Origin of the sequence: Vibrio echinoideorum, from assembly GCF_024347455.1 — a bacterium.
GTDB lineage: Bacteria > Pseudomonadota > Gammaproteobacteria > Enterobacterales > Vibrionaceae > Vibrio > Vibrio echinoideorum.
The window spans coordinates 1,845,107-1,866,033 of sequence record NZ_AP025483.1; the positions used below are offsets into that span (position 1 = coordinate 1,845,107).

Annotated in this window: 15 protein-coding genes; 5 read left to right on the forward strand and 10 right to left on the reverse strand. The window is 44.2% G+C overall.

The window, feature by feature from the left end:
• Positions 1-103 precede the first annotated feature (103 nt).
• From OCV36_RS08350 to OCV36_RS08370, 5 genes are all read right to left on the reverse strand, one after another.
• Positions 104-2,296, reverse strand: a complete 2,193-nt coding sequence (locus OCV36_RS08350; protein WP_135458533.1) for a TonB-dependent siderophore receptor — start codon at positions 2,294-2,296, stop codon at positions 104-106.
• Between the two features lie 125 nt (positions 2,297-2,421).
• Positions 2,422-4,077, reverse strand: a complete 1,656-nt coding sequence (locus OCV36_RS08355; protein ID WP_135458462.1) for a multidrug ABC transporter permease/ATP-binding protein — start codon at positions 4,075-4,077, stop codon at positions 2,422-2,424.
• Positions 4,078-4,247: 170 nt separating this feature from the next.
• Positions 4,248-6,224, reverse strand: a complete 1,977-nt coding sequence (fhuB, locus tag OCV36_RS08360) for a Fe(3+)-hydroxamate ABC transporter permease FhuB (protein WP_135458464.1) — start codon at positions 6,222-6,224, stop codon at positions 4,248-4,250.
• Entirely contained in the window at positions 6,221-7,231 is a 1,011-nt protein-coding gene (locus tag OCV36_RS08365; protein ID WP_135458466.1) for an ABC transporter substrate-binding protein, read from the reverse strand. The genes fhuB and OCV36_RS08365 overlap by 4 nt, the downstream gene beginning before the upstream one ends.
• Positions 7,228-8,007, reverse strand: a complete 780-nt coding sequence (locus OCV36_RS08370) for an ABC transporter ATP-binding protein (RefSeq protein ID WP_135458468.1) — start codon at positions 8,005-8,007, stop codon at positions 7,228-7,230. Before OCV36_RS08370 ends, OCV36_RS08365 begins: the two co-directional genes overlap by 4 nt.
• A 241-nt stretch (positions 8,008-8,248) precedes the next feature.
• Between OCV36_RS08370 and OCV36_RS08375 the strand changes: the two genes are divergently transcribed.
• Positions 8,249-8,992, forward strand: coding sequence for a 4'-phosphopantetheinyl transferase family protein (locus tag OCV36_RS08375; protein ID WP_135458470.1), 744 nt, complete (start codon positions 8,249-8,251; stop codon positions 8,990-8,992).
• A gap of 146 nt (positions 8,993-9,138) precedes the next feature.
• Here OCV36_RS08375 and OCV36_RS08380 read toward each other — a convergent pair whose 3' ends face one another.
• Both OCV36_RS08380 and OCV36_RS08385 read right to left on the reverse strand, forming a co-directional pair.
• Complete coding sequence (locus tag OCV36_RS08380; RefSeq protein WP_135458472.1) at positions 9,139-9,588, reverse strand: GNAT family N-acetyltransferase; 450 nt, start codon at positions 9,586-9,588, stop codon at positions 9,139-9,141.
• 32 nt (positions 9,589-9,620) lie between these two features.
• Positions 9,621-10,763, reverse strand: a complete 1,143-nt coding sequence (locus OCV36_RS08385; protein WP_135458474.1) for a PcfJ domain-containing protein — start codon at positions 10,761-10,763, stop codon at positions 9,621-9,623.
• Between the two features lie 243 nt (positions 10,764-11,006).
• Here OCV36_RS08385 and OCV36_RS08390 point away from each other — a divergent pair, with 243 nt between their 5' ends.
• From OCV36_RS08390 to OCV36_RS08405, 4 genes are all read left to right on the forward strand, one after another.
• Positions 11,007-11,429 carry a universal stress protein gene (locus tag OCV36_RS08390; protein WP_017074996.1) on the forward strand — a complete coding sequence of 141 codons (423 nt, stop codon included), beginning with the start codon at positions 11,007-11,009 and terminating at the stop codon, positions 11,427-11,429.
• A 240-nt stretch (positions 11,430-11,669) separates the two neighbouring features.
• Complete coding sequence (locus OCV36_RS08395; protein ID WP_135458476.1) at positions 11,670-13,085, forward strand: DASH family cryptochrome; 1,416 nt, start codon at positions 11,670-11,672, stop codon at positions 13,083-13,085.
• Complete coding sequence (locus OCV36_RS08400) at positions 13,082-14,641, forward strand: cryptochrome/photolyase family protein (protein ID WP_135458478.1); 1,560 nt, start codon at positions 13,082-13,084, stop codon at positions 14,639-14,641. The genes OCV36_RS08395 and OCV36_RS08400 overlap by 4 nt, the downstream gene beginning before the upstream one ends.
• Entirely contained in the window at positions 14,641-15,381 is a 741-nt protein-coding gene (locus tag OCV36_RS08405; RefSeq protein WP_135458480.1) for an SDR family oxidoreductase, read from the forward strand. The genes OCV36_RS08400 and OCV36_RS08405 overlap by 1 nt, the downstream gene beginning before the upstream one ends.
• Positions 15,382-15,678: 297 nt before the next feature.
• On the opposite strand, the gene OCV36_RS08410 is transcribed toward OCV36_RS08405, so the two are convergent.
• The 3 genes from OCV36_RS08410 to OCV36_RS08420 all read right to left on the reverse strand — a co-directional run bounded on the left by OCV36_RS08410 (position 15,679) and on the right by OCV36_RS08420 (position 20,926).
• Positions 15,679-16,566 (reverse strand): PA4780 family RIO1-like protein kinase, encoded by an 888-nt coding sequence (locus tag OCV36_RS08410; RefSeq protein ID WP_017075000.1) that lies wholly within the window; start codon positions 16,564-16,566, stop codon positions 15,679-15,681.
• Positions 16,567-16,862: 296 nt separating this feature from the next.
• Positions 16,863-16,997, reverse strand: a complete 135-nt coding sequence (locus OCV36_RS08415; protein WP_102551758.1) for a DUF2256 domain-containing protein — start codon at positions 16,995-16,997, stop codon at positions 16,863-16,865.
• Positions 16,998-17,203: 206 nt separating this feature from the next.
• Positions 17,204-20,926 (reverse strand): SbcC/MukB-like Walker B domain-containing protein, encoded by a 3,723-nt coding sequence (locus OCV36_RS08420; protein ID WP_135458482.1) that lies wholly within the window; start codon positions 20,924-20,926, stop codon positions 17,204-17,206.
• Position 20,927 lies beyond the last annotated feature (1 nt).

Sequence of the window (20,927 nt, forward strand, 5' to 3'; positions counted from 1 at the left end):
ATGGACATGAGTTTCAACGAAAGTTTTGCGTTATGGATAAAGGGATAAACAATGAACTTAATAAAAGCACCCTGCCCGATGGCCGAGTGCCTATAAACCAGAGTTACCAGTCGTAGGTTACACTTGCAATCACGTTACGGCGATCACCGTAATAACAAGTACCAAACGTAGTATCACTACAAGTAGCGATATAATCTTTATCTGCTAAATTCTTCGCTGCGACTTGGAACTTGTAGTCTTCGATACGGTAGCTCAGCGTTGCATCAAACAATGTGTATGAAGGAACTACGTTAGTCTCTGTATTATCAGCGTATGATTCACCAACGTAACGCGCACCGGCACCGACTGTTAGTCCATCTAATGGACCATTTAGGAAACGGTAGTTTGCCCAAGCTGAAGCGAGTTGGTCAGCAATTTGTGAAGGCGTGTTGCCTACATTACTGCTTGTCGAATCTGCTGTTATTTCAGAATCGATGAATGAAATGTTACCAATTAAGGTTAGTGCTTCAGTCACGTTTGCGACAGCTTCTAGCTCTAGACCACGGTTACGAACCTCACCAATTTGCGTTAGTTGACCAGCGACCTGACGCGCTAAGTTTTCTTTCGATACTTCAAACGCAGCAATATTGAAGTAACCATCGAAACTACGCGGTTGATACTTCAAACCTACTTCGTACTGATCGCCACGTTCCGGCTTAGCTGGGTTCCCATTTTGATCTAATTGAATAATCGGATTAAACGACTGTGCATAGCTCGCGTATGGTGTAAAACCACTATCCATCAAGTAAGCAACACCGAAGTTGGTCGTCCATTCTTCATTATCAACCTTAGTTTTAGCTCCGGTTGTTGTGTTATGTGTCTTGTTTTCAGAATCATCATAACGAACACCAATTTGAACAGCCCACTTGTCTGCAATCATCATTTGATTTTGTATATACAGACCTAACTGATTGTTTTTAGTTTTCGTCGTTTGACGCTGTGACTCTGTATACGGTTGCTGAGTAACTGGATTGAATAACGTAATATTACTGCCGTAGTTTGGATTAAATATGTTAAACAATGGGTTGCCGTCAGATAGAACGATAGGATCCCCTGTCAACCTGTTTAGAGGATAGTCTTTGCTCTCAATATCAATACTTTGATAATCAATACCAGCTAAAAGAGTATGGTCTACAGAACCGGTTGTGAACTTATGAATAACGCGATTATCCATGTTAAACGCATCAGACGTACCCTCTTCTGTCGTTGCACCACGAACTACAGAAGTATTAGTTGGATCTAACGGACCATAGCCCAAGTCTTTCGCATAGCCAATCGTGTACATTTGACGAAGGTTGATGTCCATCTTGCTGTAACGCGTGTTCTGCATGAAATAAGTGCTGTCATTGAAATGATGTTCAAATTCATAACCTACTGACAATTGTTCACGCTCGAACGTTTCCCAATCTGTATTACCTACCGCAGTGCTATCACTGATTTTTCCATTTGGATTCGACGTTAACGTCCCTTCCATTGGTAAGAATTGTAGGTACGGATCAGAATCATCTTTTTGGTAGCTAGTTAGCAGCGTGATTTTGGTGTCATCTGTGAATTTATAAGCAAGAGAAGGGGCAATAAAAATGCGTTCAGCTTCTACTCCATCAACACGGCTGCCATTTTTACGACCAAGCGCTTGCAGACGAAACGCCATTTTATCGTTAACTTCAGAGTTCACATCCAAGCTAATTTGCTTGCGATCATCAGTGCCGTATTCAATAGCAAATTGACCAGAACCACCGTCAAATTGAGGTCGCTTGCTCACAACGTTTATTACGCCACCTGGAGGGGTTTGCCCGTACAGTGCAGAACCAGGGCCACGCAGAATCTCTACACGTTCCAAGCCGAACGGGTCGATTTGCCAACTGTAGAAGCCTGATGAGTACAAACGCGTTCCATCTTGATACAAGCCGCTGTTGGCTTGCTTAAAACCACGGATAACAAACCAATCTTGCTTGTTGTCTTCACCAAAATAGTTGGCTTGGATGCTCGGCGTATATTGCAGTGCATCGGCAATACTGATTGACGCTCGATCGTCCATCTGTTCACGAGTTACGATAGAAATAGCACGAGGTGTCTCGCCTATCGCAACGTCTGTTTTTGTTGCTGTTCGACTGCTTAATCCTACGTAACTAAAATCTGGACCTACTGAGCTGTCTTCAAGCTGCTGCCCAATAACGACAACGGTTTCATCTTCGTTGGCTTGAACCATTCCTGACGATATAACTAAAGCGACCGCAAGTGCTGTTGGGGTACGCATAAAGTGCCGATTCATATAATTCTCCTTTAATACGGCTATGAACCAATTGAAATAAAACACAAACAATCACTGTAATTTTTACTATTCAATTGTTTGTTTTTGAACCTAACTCGGCTCTTAAATACTCAAGCCACAACACTCTCTAGTGCTTGGTGCGCTTGAGCCAAATTCCCTTTACTCAACTCAATAAGATTGCCGGTGTCCATTTTAAAAATACGGTCAGCGGCATCAAAATAAGCGTCATCATGAGTAATCGCGATGACAGTCACGCCACGTTGTTTAAGCAGTGGTAATAACTGACGGTAAAACAGTTTTCTAAAACGTGGATCCTGATCAGCGGCCCATTCATCAAGCAGAATACAACCGCGTTTTTCGAGTACTGACATCATCAGTGCCAGTCGCTTTCGTTGACCTTGCGAGTAGCGAACGTCACTTAACTTACCTTGCTGGTGGTCAACCTTGTGTGCCATTTCAAGACGGACCATCCATTCGTCAATATCTTTGCTATCGATGTCTTGACCTTCACCATCGACAATTTGATGGAATAGATGAAAATCACTGAACACAGCCGAGAATTGATGGCGATAATCTTGCCAATGCGTTCGAGTCACCTCATTACCATCGACATAAACTTGGCCAGAATGCGGTCGGTAGAGCCCGGTGAGCAAACGAGCAAAGGTCGATTTACCACTGCCATTGCCACCAATAATGAAGATGTGTTCGCCGCGTTCTATTTTGAAATTAATTGGACCTACGCCGAATGCATCGCCATCAGAATCTGAGCGATAACGATAGCTAGCACCCACGAGTTCTAGTGAATTGAATACTTTGGTTTTTGCCGGTTTCGGATTCAGGCTTCGATCGGTACTCAACTCTAACGACGACAACTTCTTCATCGAAATGTTGGCAGTGATCAATGTAGGGATAGACCCTACTGCAGACATCAATGGTGTTCTCATAAACAACACGACCAACGCGAATGCAGACGCGACTTCTAACGTCGCCCAACCTAAGCCAGTCGCCAGGTAAAAGTTCAAACCGATCAACGCCAATACCACGGTGTTCGCCATGTTGGCAGCAAAACCATTTAAGATGTCGGCTTGTGTCACTTCGTTTCGATAACCTTCAGCATTCACTGAGAAGGTTTCGTCGAAATAGCGTTTGGCTCTGAATGGGTTCAACGACAGCTCTTTGCGGCCATCAATCAAGGACTGGTAATCGTGATATAACTTGTCATCGTATTCTCGAACCTGTTTGACGTGTGTCGTAATTCTCGTCACTAGCGTGTAGCCAATGACACCCGTTAACGACAACATCAGCACGCTAACACCAAACAAAGGCATCGATAGAAAAGCCAGATAACCAAGAGCGACAATCGTGAGCACCAAGCCGTAAATCAATTCAGGTAAATGTACGAAAGCGATGGTGATGTTGCGAATATCGGTGTTCAGTGAAGCGAGCACACCTGCGCTCCCTACTTTTTCCACTTGCTCAATATCAGTGTTCAACAGCTGAGAAACCAACTCACAACGTTTGTTGTAAACGAACTTATGACCCAATTTATGAAGTGCGACTTGAGCAACGGTGGCTGTCACCAACAACCCAATCAGCAGCAAAGTAAACTGAATTAAGGTATCGGAAAGCGATCCACTGCTTTCTAGTAATTTATGTTGAATAAACGCAATCACGCCCACACTCAGGAACGCACTCGCAATACTCAACAAGATGACCAGAGACAATGATTTTTTCTGTTTCTCAGCCAACAATAGGATCAGTCCCATCTCACACACCATTCAATTAATTATTATTGTGATTATCATTATCAACTAATTGATAAGTAACCCTCGTTTAAGCCAAACTTAATCACGTTGTTATTTTTGTTTCTGTCTTTATCACTAGAACGCAAGACTCGCTAGCTATCAGTCACCTGATATCATCACAAGCTAATAGTCTAAAGCCTTCTCAAACCCCACATCAGGTACATGCCACCAATGATCGAAGCAACCAGCCCTGCCGGAATTTCTTGTGGATAGAGCCACTGCCTACCAAGCCAATCCGAGAACAACATCAGTGCCATACCAATTAACGAAGAACAGATCAGATGCTCTTTCGCTCGACTGTAACCAAACAACCTCGCCATATGGGGGGCCATCAATCCAATAAAGCTCAATGGACCAACCACTAACGTCGCACTAACGGTTAAACACGCCACTAGCACCAATAGTAGAATTCGAGATCGAGAGACATTTAAGCCAAGAGATTGCGCACTCGCCTGCCCTAGCGGTAACACATCTAACCAACGAGCACACAGAAAACCCAGTGAGATAAATACAACTGAAGATATAAATAACGGAACAAGCGTTGCTTCGGTAACGTAATACGTGGAGCCTGCCAACCAAGCCAGAACTTGATAACTTCTTGGATCGCCGCCTGCCAACACAAAGCTTTGCACCGCGTTCATCAATGCCGTTATCGCAACGCCTGTCAGCAACACTCTTTCAGGTTGAAAGCCTGATTTTTGGTTGAGAACGACAATGATACCCAATGTACAGACCGCACCAATAAATCCGCCGGTATAAAGCCCAACCACATTGCTTCCGAAACCCGCAAAAATGGCGATGATCAAACCTAATGCAGTACCCGAGCTGATACCAATCACTTCCGGGCTCGCCATCGGGTTGCCACTCAATCTTTGAACAATAGTTCCTGCTACCGCTAACATACCACCGGCCAATGCCGCCGCTGTTAATCGAGGTAAACGCCATTCGAGCAACGCCCAATCTTGGGTTTGCAATAACCAACGCCAGCCTTCGGTTTGTACCGAAAACAAGCTGAACACGATGAGCGACAAAACAATAAAGAAACTAGCGAGCGTCACAGAGTGTTTATTTAGGCGTGATGCAACTTCGTTATGACGCGTTAAAACAGTTTGCGTTTGTGATTGGCTCTTCATCGACAACTTAGGCAATAGCCATAAAAGAAGCGGAGCACCCAAAGCTGCGGTTGCTGCACCCGTAGGCACAAACATCGACATCATTCCCGGCAATTGTTGTATCAGCAGATCGGTAAGGGTCAGTAACAAACCACCTAACACCATAGAAACCAATAACTTCGGCACTAAACGATGAACACCCATCAAGCGCGTCAAAGCTGGCGCGGCTAAGCCAACAAAACCAATCACGCCAACCGCACTCACGACCCAAGCCGTCAGTAATACTGCCAACCCTAAACAAACCACTCGTAACTTAGGTAACGACACCCCTAAGCTTTTTGCGCCCTGCTCTGATAGCTGAAGCAAGCTCAGTGGTTTTACAAACAAGAATGCAATACAGGTAGCGATAGCTAAACGTGGCGCAAGATACTGGACGTCTTCCCAGCCAGTTTGAACAAGCGAGCCTGCGCCCCAAATCATCAAACCATTCAACTTGTCTTGATTCATCATCAACAAGACAGTACTCACAGCGCCGAAATAGAGATTCACGACCAAGCCGGACACAATCACCACAGTTGGAGACAGCGCTCTGCGCCACGACAGCGCAAACACCAAGCCAATCGTAGTAACACCACCTACTAACGCCACCAAAGAGTATGACCACTCTAATAACCAAGGTGCGTAAAGCGTTGCTAGCATCAGCGCAAAGCTAGAACCGCTCGCGACACCCAATGTAGAAGGTGAAGCCAATGGGTTTCTTAACACTTGTTGCATTAAGACACCTGCGATCGCCAATGCAGCACCAGAGAGTAATGTGGTGAATAATCTCGGCCACCACGCTAAATGCAATTTCACCGAATCCGGAGAAGTGAAATCAGCAATCCAAAGACTAGCAAGGTGTCCGAGCCCAACTTGGGAGACAGCCAAATGCTGACCTATCAAAGTTAGCGTTGAAACCAATAACAGAGCTAATACACCGAACGTTAGCACTCTCATAACGTAGATCCTCCATTCAGCTCAGAAGCAATGAACTTTGCAAAACGTGTCGCTGAAGGAATCGCGCCAAAGCTCCAGACAGCAGGAACTTGGAGTGCGGGATAGCCTGACTCTTTCACTATGTATTGCCAAAACTGATTCGTTTTAAGGTGTTCTTCGGTTCCTGCTGGCATTGGAGAAATAATCACTATCTGCCCATTAACACCAATGAGCTGATCGACGCCAACTAAACTGTATCCCCACGAATTGGTTTTCCCTTTCCATGCTGACTCAAGGCCAATCTTATTGACCGAGGCTTTGTAAAGGCTGTTGTCACCAAAAACACGCACGTGGTTTGTATCCATAAATTGCACCATCAACAACGCGGGCGCATCATTTGGCAATTGAGATCCTAAACGATCCATTACAGCATTCGCTTCCTCAATCAAAACTTCAGCTTGAGGTTGCTTTTCAGAGACCTCTGCTAGCTTTCGAGTAACCGTTTCTAATGCCGACCAATCGACATCACCACTTCGGTACAAACCAATGGTCGTGACAGGGGCAATTTTGCTAAGTTGAGTCTCCAGCGTTGAAAACATTGGAGAGAGTAATATTTTGTCGGGTTTGAGCTCATGAATACGTTCAAGGTTGGGTTGCGTTCGTAAGCCGACATCCGCGACCGTTGGGGGAATTTCAGGAGACTTCACCCAAGAATTGTAATCGGCTATTTGCGCTACTGCGACAGGGACAACACCCAGCGCCAATAGGGTTTCCGTATGCGTCCAATCGATGGATACTAAGCGAGGTGTAGCACCCTCATTTACTGTTGGCGCCTCTTGTTCTGCCAGCGAGCCTTGTTTTACGGATGATACTGGTTTATTTGATGACACGGGTTTAACTAGGGCTTCCTGTTGAGCAACAGATAGCGGAGAAGCAACCAATAAGCCCAATATGACGATAGTAGAGATAATCGGACGCACGATCTGCAAGTGACGTACGTTTAATGGAAGAGAGTAGCTGGACATCATGCTGGCTCCAAATCACCAGGCATCGCAACTGGGTAACCGGCTGAATGCTGAGTAATGTGCATCGGCACCCCATAGATATCTCTCAGTACCGACTCTTGAAAGACCTCATCAACCTCACCTTCAATCAGTAACTCCCCACTATGTAGGGCAATGATATGGTCGCAGAAACGTGCTGCCATGTTGATGTCGTGAATTACGATGATCACACCTATGTTTAACGTTTCGCTCAGTCGTTTAATCAGCGTTAGCATTTCAATCTGATGACCGATATCGAGCGCTGCTAGAGGCTCATCGAGCAAAAGGTATTTGGTGCGCTGTGCTAGTAACATCGCTAACCAGACTCTCTGACGTTCTCCGCCAGACAAGGTATCAACCAAACGGTCTGAATATTTGGTGGTATCAGTCAGCTGCATCGCCTCTTGAACATATTGCTTGTCTTTACTTGAGAGTCGACCCAACAATCCGTGCCAAGGGTAACGACCAAAACTGACTAAGTCTTCACCAGACAAACTGTCGGTTGCCGGCAAGTGTTGAGGTAAATATGCAATCTGCTGAGCGAAGTCTTTGTCTGACCATTTAGTGATGATTTTATCTTTGAGAAAGATATCACCTGATGTTGCACTTTGTTGCTTGGCTAACAACTTCAATAAGGTCGATTTCCCCGAACCATTGTGCCCAACCAAAGCGTAAATCTTTCCTTGTTCAAAAGACACATTGAACGCCTTAAGCAGTTGCTTATCCCCTACGCTAAAACCGAGTCCCTTTGCTTCGAGCATACCTTCAACCTTAAAACACATCATTCACTAAACATTTAATGAAATATGAACATATTCATAAAATCATTAACAGACACGCTTTTATACACTCGCAAAAAATCAAATGCAAACGATTTTCATTTAGATTAAACTATATGCCATACGAGCTTTTTCCCTATAATTTAAAGGGTTAGCGAAGTAAGCTCGGTAACAACACGACACAATTCCACTTTCACTTTGTTATAAATGGGTTAATCGCTTTATGAGTCAGATGTTCATCCCTATGTCGAAACCCACCCAATTTTTTGACAACGAACTGAGAGCTCACCTGCCCTCATTAGGTGTACGGTTTAATATCAACATCACATCATTCGATCACAAAACCTTTGATTCCAGTTGGTTCAAACACACCAACATCCACCAGCCCATTAAAATCAGTCGGTCAGTAAAAACCAGACAAGCTGAATACTTTGCGGGGCGTTATCTCGCGGCAGTAAAGCTCAAGACTTTAAATAAAGAAGATCACCAACTGACGAGTTACCCTGACCGAAGCCCGGCTTGGCCAAGTGAAACCATTGGATCGATTTCTCATGCTGAAGGAGTGCTCGCGATTGTCGTAGAGACAAGCTTACAGAGCAATAAAGAGAATATTGGAATAGACATCCAACCTAAGATCTCGCGTGTTGTCGCTGAAGAAATTGGCAGTATTGTCGCGACACCTGAAGAGGTTGATGTCGCACTTAAACAAGGTTGGAGCCTGGAAGACGCGATAGCGCTGTTGTTCTCGACCAAAGAGTCGATTTACAAAGCGCTAATGGTTTTTTCAGAAACCACTTTGGATTTCAAATCCGTTAGGCTTTGCGCTATCGACAAAGCATCAATGCAATTTGAATTGAGTTCTGAGGTGACGTTGAAGCAAGGGGGGCTGCATTCACTCTGTTGCGACTACCAATATTTGGAATCACACCAAGTGTATCTTACAGCGTGTTACTGTTTCCTCGAATGATTTAATGATGACGAGGATGGTAGAGCTAAGAGCTCAGGCCTTTAGCTTCTTACGTTGTTAACTTGTCAGGCTCTATAGGCTCACCTTCCCATAAGCTTATAAACCCATAAGTTAATAAGTTCATAAGATAAACTAAGCTAATCAGCTCAAGAACTCAGTGCAATGCTCATCACTTCATGGTTTGGCTCTGACTCGATATCGACAACAGACCACCCGAGCCCCTGGTAAAGCGCCTTGACGTTGGTATACACATAGAGGTGACTTTGAGTCGTAGCCGACACCTGCTTAACACCACGATTGATCAACTCGCTTGCAATGCCTTGACCACGCCACAGTGAATTGACATAAACAGCGTTAATCCAAATCGCATCATTCACTTGATGAGGCTCTTGAAAGTGGGAATAAGCCAAACCGCCTATCACCACATTGTCTCTCAATACCACGATCACCGGCGGTAATTGAGCGATTTCAGAATCGGTATTACTAGAAACAGAAACGTTAAATTTAAAATCCGACCATTCACTTTGGAATAGTTTTTCGAGGTATCCCCAGTAAGATGAATGCTCGTCGCATTGCCTGAATATCACTCTTTGCATTTAACTCTCTCCGTGAGCAAGTATGTTTTTAATTAGAGGGACTCTAATCTCTGATTCAACTGTAGCTTGCAGGCTTCTAACCAGTCATGAATGACTTGGCGAGCAGGCTCGGATGGTGGTGCATTTCGTTTCCCGCATATCTGGTCGATTTCAAACGGAAATGCTTTGCTCGGAACACGGCGTAAACCTATGGTTAATCGTTGAGGTTTGAGCATGCGGAATACCACATAACGATCGCTCATGATTCGGTTGTGATACACACCAATACAGTGCTTCTGCTCAATGCCTTCGCGTTCCAAATCGTAATAATCAGTGAGGGGGTGAATATTATCATTACCCAACAAAGGAACAGGATAAGGTATGTCCCTATCCACGGGGCGGTTCCCTTCTAAACGGCGTAACTGACGCTGCTCCGTCCAACGGTCATGAAGCTGCTCAAACATGGCGAATGAACTCTGACTGGTGATAAAACGCAATGGGTCATCAATCTCTAAATCTTGCCCTAACAATATCGCGTCTTGGAACATTGCCATTTTCGATGGTGCATTGAGCCTTCCCTCTTTAACCATGGCGATACCCAATCGGCTACCGGTTAGAAACGGATGAACCTGATCCAACCTTAAGGCGGTGTAACCCACTTTGGAATAATGCTTAAACTTAAGTACACGCCTTTGCAGCGGCTCAAGAATACGCACAATATGGTCAAGCTCATCACCCACGTCATAGTTAAGCTCTAACTTATCGATGAATTTGAGAGTAGCCTTGCTGCTGTCCAAGCCCAACATTTCGAGGATCTTCTTTTGCCCTAAACGACTCAGCGCCAATGCTTTTTGGTTATCGACGCTGTATTTCATACAAATCAACGCCAAGATGACCGGGCGCAACTCCAACAATTGTGCCGCCTCATAGGTGTTCGCAGCCAACCACAGCATTTGATATTGGTACTCTGGAAAATCGTCTGTGATCTCACGATAACGAGCCGGCAATGAGTTTAACCAGCGACCATCAACATCAAACTGCTCGACAAGATTTAAGCTTAAGCCAATGCCACCATCAAGCGGTCGTCTACCATCTTCAAACACATGAAAGCCGATGAGCTTTTGCGACCAATCACTGATCTCAATATCGTAATCAAAGCCTAATGTGCGAGTGGGAATGGTAAGTAATGCTGTCATTGATGCCTCTTTGTTAATGGCGCGCCGGACTGTCGAGCTTATCTAATAGCCAAAGCAGTAAAGATCGACCTCAGGTTACTATAACAACCTTTTGTAAATTTCTTATCAATCAAAGCGATATAAATACGATAGCGCTTAGAAGATCTTTGAATGACGTTTTTGCGCAATATGCGACATCTTCGATATCATTTGCGCCAACAAAAACTATGCTTGTTACATAACTTACAACAAGAGGCTTTAATTATGGAATACCGACATATTCTGGTCGCCGTTGAAATGTCTGACGACACTAAGATTCTTATTGATCGAGCGACCTTCTTTGCAGACAAACTAGAGGCTGGGATTTCGTTTGTTTATATCGACGGTACACATGGAGAGATTTATCCAGAACTCGTTGATATTCAGGGAAATGAAGGCGATCTACCGATCAATGAAGATGCCATTAAGCATTTGAAAGAGTTTGAGGCCTACGCCAAACACCCAATCAAGCATATTTTCGTGGGAACTGGCGATTTGAATGACAAGCTCAAAAACACCATTGAAGCAAACAGCGTAGACCTATTGTTATGTGGTCACCACCATGATTTTTGGCATAAGATCATTTCCCATTCAAAACAGATCATAGATACATCTCCAGTCGATATTCTAATCGTTCCAATGGATTAGATTCTGCTAGTCGAAACTTAATAACAACCCACATTGCCAACCTCTATCGGTATCATTGGTTGGCTTGTACGCTCATTTTATTATTGGCGTATTCGCTCTTTCGCTTATGTACTCATTAACCTCGTTCTAGTTCTCACTTTCACTCTCCCACTACTATCATTGACGCTCAACATTCTTTTGTGATCTTAACGCCTGATCAACTCGTAAGCGTCTAATAATTAACAAAACAGAGCGTAAGCAATGAAGAAGATTGGCCTCTATCTTTTCACCAACGATTTAAGAATCGAAGATAACGCGTTGCTTCATAAAGCGTCACAATTCGTTAATCAACTGACATGCGTTGTGATTGAGCCGCATCTGTCCGCATTCTCTAGAGAATTTGCGAAAGAGCATCAATATGGGGCCCACCGAGCAAAATTCATTTCTCAGTCTATTATTGATTTGGAAAGCCGCTTGGCTAACCTAGGACACAAGCTGGTTGTTCTGCGATCTTCAGCATTAACTGATGAGGAAATTAGTAGAGAGGTCACACTGAGTGGGATCATCAAATCACAGCACGTCACACACTTGTTTGTGAGTAATCATTGTGGGTTCGATGAACGTAAGCTTGTGCAATCTACACACGTTAGCTTCCCAAATCTAATTGTATACCAGCAGCATCATTCGACCTTGTTTGAACTGGAACAGCTCCCCTTTGAGTTATCTAAGTTACCCCGTTCGTTCACGAAGTTTAGAAAGCTAGTCGAGCATTTACCTATTGATACGCAAAGCCCGATTATCACCAAACTACCACCAACGCCCGAAGCTTTGTCACAGTGTCACTCAATACAACAAACTGACCGAAAGCTCGAAGAGAGCAGCTTAAATGTGAGCAACACAAACGGAAGCAGTTTAAACAACAATAACTTCAAAGGCGGAGAACAAGCAGGCCTAGCGCATTTACACGACTACTTTTCACATTCCTACGCTCATCAATATAAACAGACCCGAAACGCGTTCGATGGCAAAGAAAATTCAACCAAGTTCTCACCATGGTTAGCACTCGGCTGTGTTTCACCTAAAACGATTTACCGAAGTCTTGTTCAATTTGAAGCGAAACATGGTTCAAATGACTCAACTTATTGGATTTTTTTTGAACTGCTGTGGCGTGAGTATTTCTATTGGAAGTGCTTATCTATAGGGCCATCCCTATTTCAAAACGGCACAGACAACCAAAACATCGATTCGGGCCTGGCAACCAACACGACTCAACAAAACTTCGCTAATTGGAAATGCGGCAATACGGGCTATCCGATTGTCGATGCTTGCATGCGCCAACTCAATGCAACGGGATATATGTCTAACCGTGGCCGACAATTGACAGCGAGTTGTTTGATCTACGAATTAGGGGTGGATTGGCGAAACGGCGCCGCTTATTTCGAAAGCCAGCTAGTCGATTATGACGTGGCATCGAACTGGGGTAATTGGGCGTATATCGCTGGGGACCTCAATCAACCAGTCCACAGCGATCAAAGTAAAAACCAATCACAGCCTAAATCACGCCACTTTGATTTAGCAAAGCAGACAGAGATGTACGATCCAGACCACGCCTTTATTAATCAATGGAAAGAGACGGACCAGCATACAATCTCCGCCTCTAAGCAGGACAAGCTATGAAATTCAAAACTGTACGCCTTATTTTGGGTGACCAACTCAACATTGAACACTCTTGGTTTCAGCAAGTCGACGACAGTGTGATTTATCTGATCGCTGAGCTCAAACAAGAAACAGATTATGTCGCGTCTCACATTCAGAAAGTCGCGGCATTTTTCTCTGCCATGTCCTACTTCGCCAAAGAACTCACTCAACAAGGTCATCAGGTACTGCATTTAACATTGGATGACACGGCGCAATTCGAAAACCTAGATGCCCTACTTCAACACTATGTACACGAGTTCGACGCCGAAAAATTTGAATACCAAAGACCGGATGAATATCGTCTGCTTCAGCAAATGGCGAAACTTAAGCTAACTAATGCTACCAAAGGATGTTGCGATACTGAGCATTTCTTATTTCCGTTTGAGGAAATTGAAGCGCAGTTTCCGAAAGACAAACACATCATGATGGAACACTTTTATCGTCGAATGAGAAAACGTTTCAACATTCTATTGGAAGATGAAAAACCGGTTGGTGGTAAGTGGAACTACGATGCCAACAATCGTAAAAAACTTAAGAAGCAAGACATCGCCAACTTACCGCAGCCTTTGATGTTCGCTAACGATATCTCGCACATTTTGAAGCGCATCGAACGTCATCACGTACAAACCATTGGCGAAGTTGGTGAGCAACTCTTATGGCCAGTAAACCGAGCTCAAAGCTTGTCTCTACTCGCTCATTTTTGCCAAGTTTGCTTGCCACTGTTTGGTCAATTTCAAGATGCAATGACTACAGAACACTATTCAAAGTGGAGCTTGTATCATTGTCGCCTCTCTTTTTCTTTGAACAGCAAGCTGCTTAGCCCTCGCGAAGTCATTGATGCGGCACTCTCGGCTTTTGAAGCGTCAAAAGCTCAAGATAAACCAAGCATCGATATCGCTCAGGTCGAAGGTTTCGTGCGCCAAATACTTGGTTGGCGTGAGTACATTCGAGGCGTGTATTGGGCCAACATGCCCGCTTATGCCAATAAAAACCATTATTCAGCCGACCGACAATTACCTCATTACTTTTGGGATGGTCAAACCAAGATGAATTGCATGAAGCACGCGATTGGTCAATCTCTTGAGTTTGCTTATGCACATCACATTCAGAGGCTGATGATCACTGGCAACTTCTGCTTGATAACTGGCATAGCACCTGACCAAGTCGACAGTTGGTACCTTGGCATTTACGTAGATGCGATTGAATGGGTCGAAATGCCAAATACGCGAGGTATGGCACTGTTTGCGGATGGCGGCATCGTAGGAACCAAACCATACTCTGCCAGCGGTTCGTACATCAACCGTATGAGTGATTACTGTAAAGGATGCCACTATCAGATAAAAGAGCGCAGCGGTGAATCTTCTTGCCCATTCAATAGCTTGTATTGGCGCTTTATGAATCAACATCGCGATGCGTTAAACCGTAATCCGCGCATGGGCATGTTATATCGCTCTTGGGACAACATGGATGAGCAAGACCAACAAGCAATTCTCGATACTGCAGAACAGCGACTGACTAACTTGGAGAACTTATAATGGTGGAACAACTCAGATTACAAATATTAGTCATTGGTGGCAGCGGCGGGATTGGTTTCGCAGTGGTTCAACACCTATTGTCTGAGCTGTCTCATTTCGATTTTCTCGATGTTCAGGTTAATGCAACTTACCACTCGCAATGCCCCACTCTTGAAAACAACCGACTTCACTGGCATCAACTCGATGCAACCAACGAAACAGAAGTTGCACAACTAAGCGCAAGGTTCAATAAACTTGATTGGTTAATCAACTGCGTAGGAATGCTCCACACGCCAAATCTTGGGCCAGAAAAGAACTTGTCGTCTATCGACCCAGAATTTTTTCTGAAAAACATCTCGGTTAATACGCTACCAAGCTTACTGTTGGCTAAACATTTCACGCCTATTCTAAAATCCAGCGACAATCCAAAATTCGCTGTCGTCTCAGCTAAGGTCGGCAGTATTTCAGATAACAGATTAGGCGGTTGGTACAGCTATCGCTCATCGAAAGCCGCGTTAAACATGTTTATCAAAACCATGTCGATTGAATGGCAACGAACGGTTAAGAAAGGAACCGTGTTAGCACTGCACCCAGGTACAACCGATACCGCGTTGTCAAAGCCATTTCAAGCGAATGTGCCTGAAGGAAAGCTGTTTGAATCGAGCTACGTCGCCCACCAATTGGTCGACATAATCAGCAGTGCAATACCGGAAAACAGTGGCAACTTTTACTCATACGATGGTGAGCAATTGACTTGGTAATAAGTACTACCGATCGTGGTAAATAATTCCTGACCATAGATTGTTAAAAAATCCGATAACCTCGTTTGAATTTTTGATTCTAGAATCATTACTTATCGAAAAACACGACTTCGTTCTCTAGATTTTTATAAGCTATCTTTGTTAAATCACTTACTGTGATTGATATAAAAACAGAAAACCCAACAGAGTTGTGGCTCTATTGGGTTTAGTCGTCTGGAAGAAGCAGTTCGTTACAGGTAACGTTGTCTTATCAAAAAAGGCATAGCTTAGGTTTAGCTTTAATTTAATTAGTCTTTACTAAGACTCAGACCAATTAAACTTGCTGTCGTCGACGCCTTCTTTTTCTTCTTTAACACGTTCGCGGCGGTGTTGTTCTTCAACTCTTGCCGCATCTATCTCTTGCATGATAGCTTCGATATCCGCTAATTCATCGGTTTCTGTAAACTCACCGGTTAGCTTAGTATCTGGCTTGAGGTCGCCTTTCTCGTACAGAGCCCATATTTCCTTAGCATACTCTGTCGTTGATAACTCTGGTGCAAACTGAGCGTAATAGTCACGGATATTATTAACATCACGAGTCAGCATCCACTCTGCATTATTATTGGCAGATGCATCAACCGCTTGCGGTAAATCGATGATCACTGGACCATATTCATCCACAAGCACATTAAACTCAGACAAATCGCCATGAATCAAACCAACACACAGCATTTTGACCACATAGGTCATCATCACTTGGTGATCTTCAATCGCTTGTTCAGCAGGCATTACGACATCGTTAAGTCTTGGCGCGACATAACCGTCATCATCAGTGACTAGCTCCATAAGAAGCACGCCGTCAAAACAGCCAAAAGGTTGTGGTACGCGAACGCCTGCCTCTGCAAGTTTATACAAGGCATCAACTTCGGCATTTTGCCATACTTTTTCTTGTTGCTCACGACCGAAACCTGAGCCCTTTTCCATGGCTCTAGCTCGGCGGCTATTACGGACTTTGCGCCCTTCTCGATATGCTGTCGCTTTCTTGAAGCTACGTTGGCTTATTTCTTTATAAACCTTAGCACAACGGATCGTATCGCCGCAGCGTACTATGTACACTGACGCTTCTTTGCCACTCATAAGTTGGCTTGTCACCTCGTCGACTAAACCATCGTCAACTAAAGGCTGTATTCTTTTTGGTATCTTCATGCCGCCTTTATACAGCAGTTATCTTACAGATAGAAATATTAACTCAAGAAATGAAGAAGTGATTATCAATTGGTTCTCAAAACGTAGAAAAACAACACTGATTGGCTCTTAAAACGGCAATTTGGCGTTAGTTTCACTTAACACGTAGGGTTGGCTTATTTGGAAGTAAATCGGGTCAAAGGTAGGTAGTCTTGAAGACAAACGGGGGTAGATATTGCTATGCGTCGAGGAAATTTGACCTTTATCTAGCTTGCTTAAAAATTCAGGCCGCTTAGCTTGGAAATGGTTGTGTTTGATTAGGATTTGTTACGACGACACCGTTCTGAACAGTAAATGACATGTTCCCAACAACGCTCCCACTTCTTGCGCCATGCGAATGGTTTTTGGCAGATTGGACATGTCTTGGTTGGTAAATACGATTTTTTGTGCAAGGCCGTTTCCTTTCGATGAGTTCACTTCCACTTTCTATGTTTACTCGAGGTTCCCTATTAAGCTCGTACCTCGCTCTAGGGAATGACTGCTGTGTGATTGATAACAGCCCCCCGACTCCGTCATCCTCGAAAAGGAAGAAAGGCTGAATCGGAGAACTGCTTTATCTGTCTAAATGTCTGTATTTACACTTTTAGCAATAGCCTAACTAAACAACCACTTTGTATTGCGCTTCCATTTCACTAAAGCCAAGGCCAGAGTGTTTAGTCACCTTAAGTTGTACAGGCACGCGCTCTTTCAATGCTTCCACGTGGCTGATAACACCAATCATCTTGCCAGAAGCGTTCAAGTTATCTAAAGCGTTCAAAGCAATGTCCAAGGTATCACTATCCAGCGTGCCAAAGCCTTCGTCGAGGAACAGTGAATCAATACTGGTTTTGTGGCTTACAAGATCAGATAGCGCTAATGCTAGTGCCAAACTCACCAAGAAGCTTTCACCACCCGAGAGCGTTTTGGTATCTCGCATCACATCGCCTTGCCAAGTATCCAGCACTTGCAGCTCTAAACCGTCATCAGCCTTACGTTTCAATTCATAACGACCATGCAAGCGTTGTAGCTGTTTATTGGCTAAGTACACCAAGTTCTCAAGTGTTAAGCCCTGAGCGAACTTACGGAACTTGTCGCCATTTCTTGAACCAACCAAAGAGTTCAAACGTGAGATGTCATCAAACTCCGATTGCTGTTCTTCTATTTGTTTGAACAAATTTTGTTGGTTGCTGCGATTCTGACGGTCAGTCTCTAGGTTCGCAGAAATTGCACCTATTTGAGTAGCATGTTGTTGCTGTTCATTTTGACATTGAGCCGTCGCTAGCTCTACTTCATTTTGCGGTAAGGCGCTCCATGTTTCGGCTTTCTCGTGAGCTTGCAGTTCAGCTCTATTCGCTTTAGCACTGTTCAATCTCGCCTGTGCGCTTACGATTGCTTCTTCAAGTGTCTTCTTCAAGCTTTGCAACTGCACGGTAAGCGCTTCATCAAGCAATGACGACTCGAACTCGGCATCAGTTGCGAAAGGACTCGACGCTAATGCCTGTTCCCACAATTGCTTCACTTCGATTTGTGCTTGCTGTTTAGCTATCAGCTCTTCGGTGTAACCGATGTGCTTAGTCTGTTCAGAGCGATGATCGAGTTCACAACGGCTGAACGCCACTTGAGATGCGTTAAGGTTAGTGACAGCGTCACTCATATTTTGCTTCATCGCTTGAATCGCTGACTGGACATTGTTATCACCAAACAACTGCTTTCTTGATTCAGTGATCGTCACTAACTCTTGAGTTAACGCCTCGGTCTCTTGGTTTGAGTTAGCAATATCTTTGGTTAGCGATTCCAATTTTTCATCGGACGATTTCATTTCAGCGAGCTTAGTGATCAGCTGTTTCTCAAAGTCATCGTGTTGTTGCTTGGTGGTTTGCCAAAGGTTCGAGGCTTCCTGTTTTTGAGTAAACCAAACATCTATATGTTCTAATTCTGGCGCTTCAATCGAGGTTTCAACAATACTCTCTTTGAGTTTCGTCCATTGCTCTGCCTTGGATTGAGCGCAGTTTTCAGCCTGCCCATTCAGGCCTTGGAATTGCGTAGTCAAATCCGTGAGTCGTTGCTGTGCTAGCTCCAAGTTCGCCGATGCTTTATCGACAATCATGCTTACAGTTGCACGTTGCTTTTCAGCTTTGAGATACGCATTGCTCGCTTCAGCCATTACACGCAGCTGACGAATGACGTCGTTAAGTTGTTGTTCACAAGATTCAGCAAACAGGCTGATCGTTTGGCTATCACCTAGAGTCTCAATAGACGGTAACGTGATATTTAACGAACCTCCTTGAGACATAAAGCTCGCATGGGCTTGCTCAAGTTTACTTAGAGTATTCAGCCAATTTGATTTAGTTTGTTCAACGTCAGCTTGTGCACGTTGAAGCTCGTCTTTAAGCCCGTTGATGATTGGCGCAAGAGAATCCAACTGCTGACGATGTTCTGTACCGTCTTTTTGAATCACCGCGAGCTCATGTTCTTCACGTTCTTTTTGCGAAATCAAATCCGTCAGATCTTGTGACTGTTCAATTGCATGATTAGCTGAGCCACACAACGGACAATCCATCCCCGGTTCCAGCGCAGCACGATATTTTGCTAGCTCACCTTCTTGATCAATTAAGCGAGTTAAGCGTTCGAGTGATGTTTTATTGTTTTGGTAACGCTCAACCAGCACTTCACGCTCTTTGGTCAGTGTATCTGACAGCTGAACCTTGGTAACAAGCTCTGCATTTTTAACTTCAATACGTTGAGTAGCTTGTAGATAGCCTCGATTAATATCAACCAATGTATTGGTATGACGGCTCCAATACTCGAGCAGATCTTTGTTCGCATTCAATAACACTTCACTGCTTTGCTGTTGCAACGATTCCAACTGAAGCTTGGCATGACTCTCGACAACAACAAGCTCAGCTAATGTTTTGTCTTGGGCAAGTTTCGACTCATTAGAGGTTCGTACTAACGTTTGTTGTGCGTCTAACGCTTTATTCGCGCGTTGAACACCACTGAGTAATTCGCGGTGTTGGCTTTCAAGTGTCCGAACTTGGTCAACCTTAGCCTGCCATTGACCTAGGTATTTTTCGAGTTGCTTGTCAGCTTGATGAGCCTCCAAATACTGCGCACTGATCTTTTCTTGATGTTGAACTGATGCAATAGCTTCACTCAATACGGAATGTTTATGGCGTTGTTCAACACCTTGTTCGTTTAGTGTTTTTGTGTTTTTCTCAGCCGCAATCTGTTTGTCTTTGAGCACCGAGATTTGGTTATCAAGCGGTCGAACTTGCTCAATGATCTTTTCTTGATCTTGCTGTTCTTGTTTTACTTGCTCAACCAGTGCGCTTTGCGTTTTGAGCTCGTCGCTCGCAGCTGATTTCTCTGCATCTCGCTCTGCTAATCTTTTCGTGCTGCTTTCAAGGTTGGCTTGAGTCGCTGTTACGTCTTGATCGCTGCGTTGCACATCTTTATACAGTGGGCGCAATTTTTCTACAGGCTCGCTTTTAGCTAAGCGATCCAGTGAGGGTTGGTTTTCAGAAAGGTTATCTTGCGCCTGTTGTAAGTCTTGTTCGCCATTCGCGATAGCAAGGTCGGCTTTGGTGACATCTCTCCACCAGCTTAAATGCGCGTTCCATTCAACCAGTTGTTGAGCCAACACAGTTTGATCGGTTTCTAACTTACCACGCTCAGTCGTCAGCGCTTGAATCTGCTCTTCTGATAACAAGCTAACACCTTCAGCCTTAGCTTTTAGGTGATTAAGAGACTCTTCGCTCGATTTGAAGTGATCATAAATACGCTCTGAAATCAGGCTGTAGACTTCTGTGCCGGTTAACTCTTCAAGGAGTTCTGCTCGGTCATTTGCATTGGCATTTAGGAACGCCGCAAACTCACCTTGTGAAAGCATGATCGATTTAGTGAAGCGAGAAAAGTCCAAACCCGTTACGGTTTCAACCATCTTAATTTTCTTAGTCAGCTGCGTTTCTAAAACCGCATCGCTGTCTGCATCTGCAAACTCACAAGTTGGCGTTTGCAGCGCGCCATCGTGCTTACCACGAGCTCTTTTATGATGGAAGTTCGAACGGTAAGTTTTCCCTTTTACTTCAAATTCAATCTCAGCAAAACATTCGCCAGTACCGCGCGTCATCAGCTCATTAGTGCCTTTTGCGATGCTTCTTAATCGTGGTGTACGATGAAACAGTGCCAAACAAATCGCATCAAGAATCGTCGTCTTACCTGCCCCGGTAGGGCCCGTGATCGCAAACAAGCCGTTTTCGGCAAAAGGTGACTGTGTGAAATCGAGCTTCCAACGACCTTTCAAAGAGTTTAAGTTTTCAAATTCTAAGCTTAAGATTTTCATT

Coding starts and splice junctions, on each gene's coding strand:
- OCV36_RS08420 (WP_135458482.1), bottom strand. CDS start 20,926: ATGAAAATCTTAAGCTTAGAATTTGAAAACTTAAACTCTTTGAAAGGT.
- OCV36_RS08400 (WP_135458478.1), top strand. CDS start 13,082: ATGAAATTCAAAACTGTACGCCTTATTTTGGGTGACCAACTCAACATT.
- OCV36_RS08375 (WP_135458470.1), top strand. CDS start 8,249: ATGAGTCAGATGTTCATCCCTATGTCGAAACCCACCCAATTTTTTGAC.
- OCV36_RS08355 (WP_135458462.1), bottom strand. CDS start 4,077: ATGGGACTGATCCTATTGTTGGCTGAGAAACAGAAAAAATCATTGTCT.
- OCV36_RS08405 (WP_135458480.1), top strand. CDS start 14,641: ATGGTGGAACAACTCAGATTACAAATATTAGTCATTGGTGGCAGCGGC.
- OCV36_RS08395 (WP_135458476.1), top strand. CDS start 11,670: ATGAAGAAGATTGGCCTCTATCTTTTCACCAACGATTTAAGAATCGAA.
- OCV36_RS08390 (WP_017074996.1), top strand. CDS start 11,007: ATGGAATACCGACATATTCTGGTCGCCGTTGAAATGTCTGACGACACT.
- fhuB (WP_135458464.1), bottom strand. CDS start 6,224: ATGAGAGTGCTAACGTTCGGTGTATTAGCTCTGTTATTGGTTTCAACG.
- OCV36_RS08365 (WP_135458466.1), bottom strand. CDS start 7,231: ATGATGTCCAGCTACTCTCTTCCATTAAACGTACGTCACTTGCAGATC.
- OCV36_RS08370 (WP_135458468.1), bottom strand. CDS start 8,007: ATGCTCGAAGCAAAGGGACTCGGTTTTAGCGTAGGGGATAAGCAACTG.
- OCV36_RS08380 (WP_135458472.1), bottom strand. CDS start 9,588: ATGCAAAGAGTGATATTCAGGCAATGCGACGAGCATTCATCTTACTGG.
- OCV36_RS08350 (WP_135458533.1), bottom strand. CDS start 2,296: ATGCGTACCCCAACAGCACTTGCGGTCGCTTTAGTTATATCGTCAGGA.
- OCV36_RS08410 (WP_017075000.1), bottom strand. CDS start 16,566: ATGAAGATACCAAAAAGAATACAGCCTTTAGTTGACGATGGTTTAGTC.
- OCV36_RS08385 (WP_135458474.1), bottom strand. CDS start 10,763: ATGACAGCATTACTTACCATTCCCACTCGCACATTAGGCTTTGATTAC.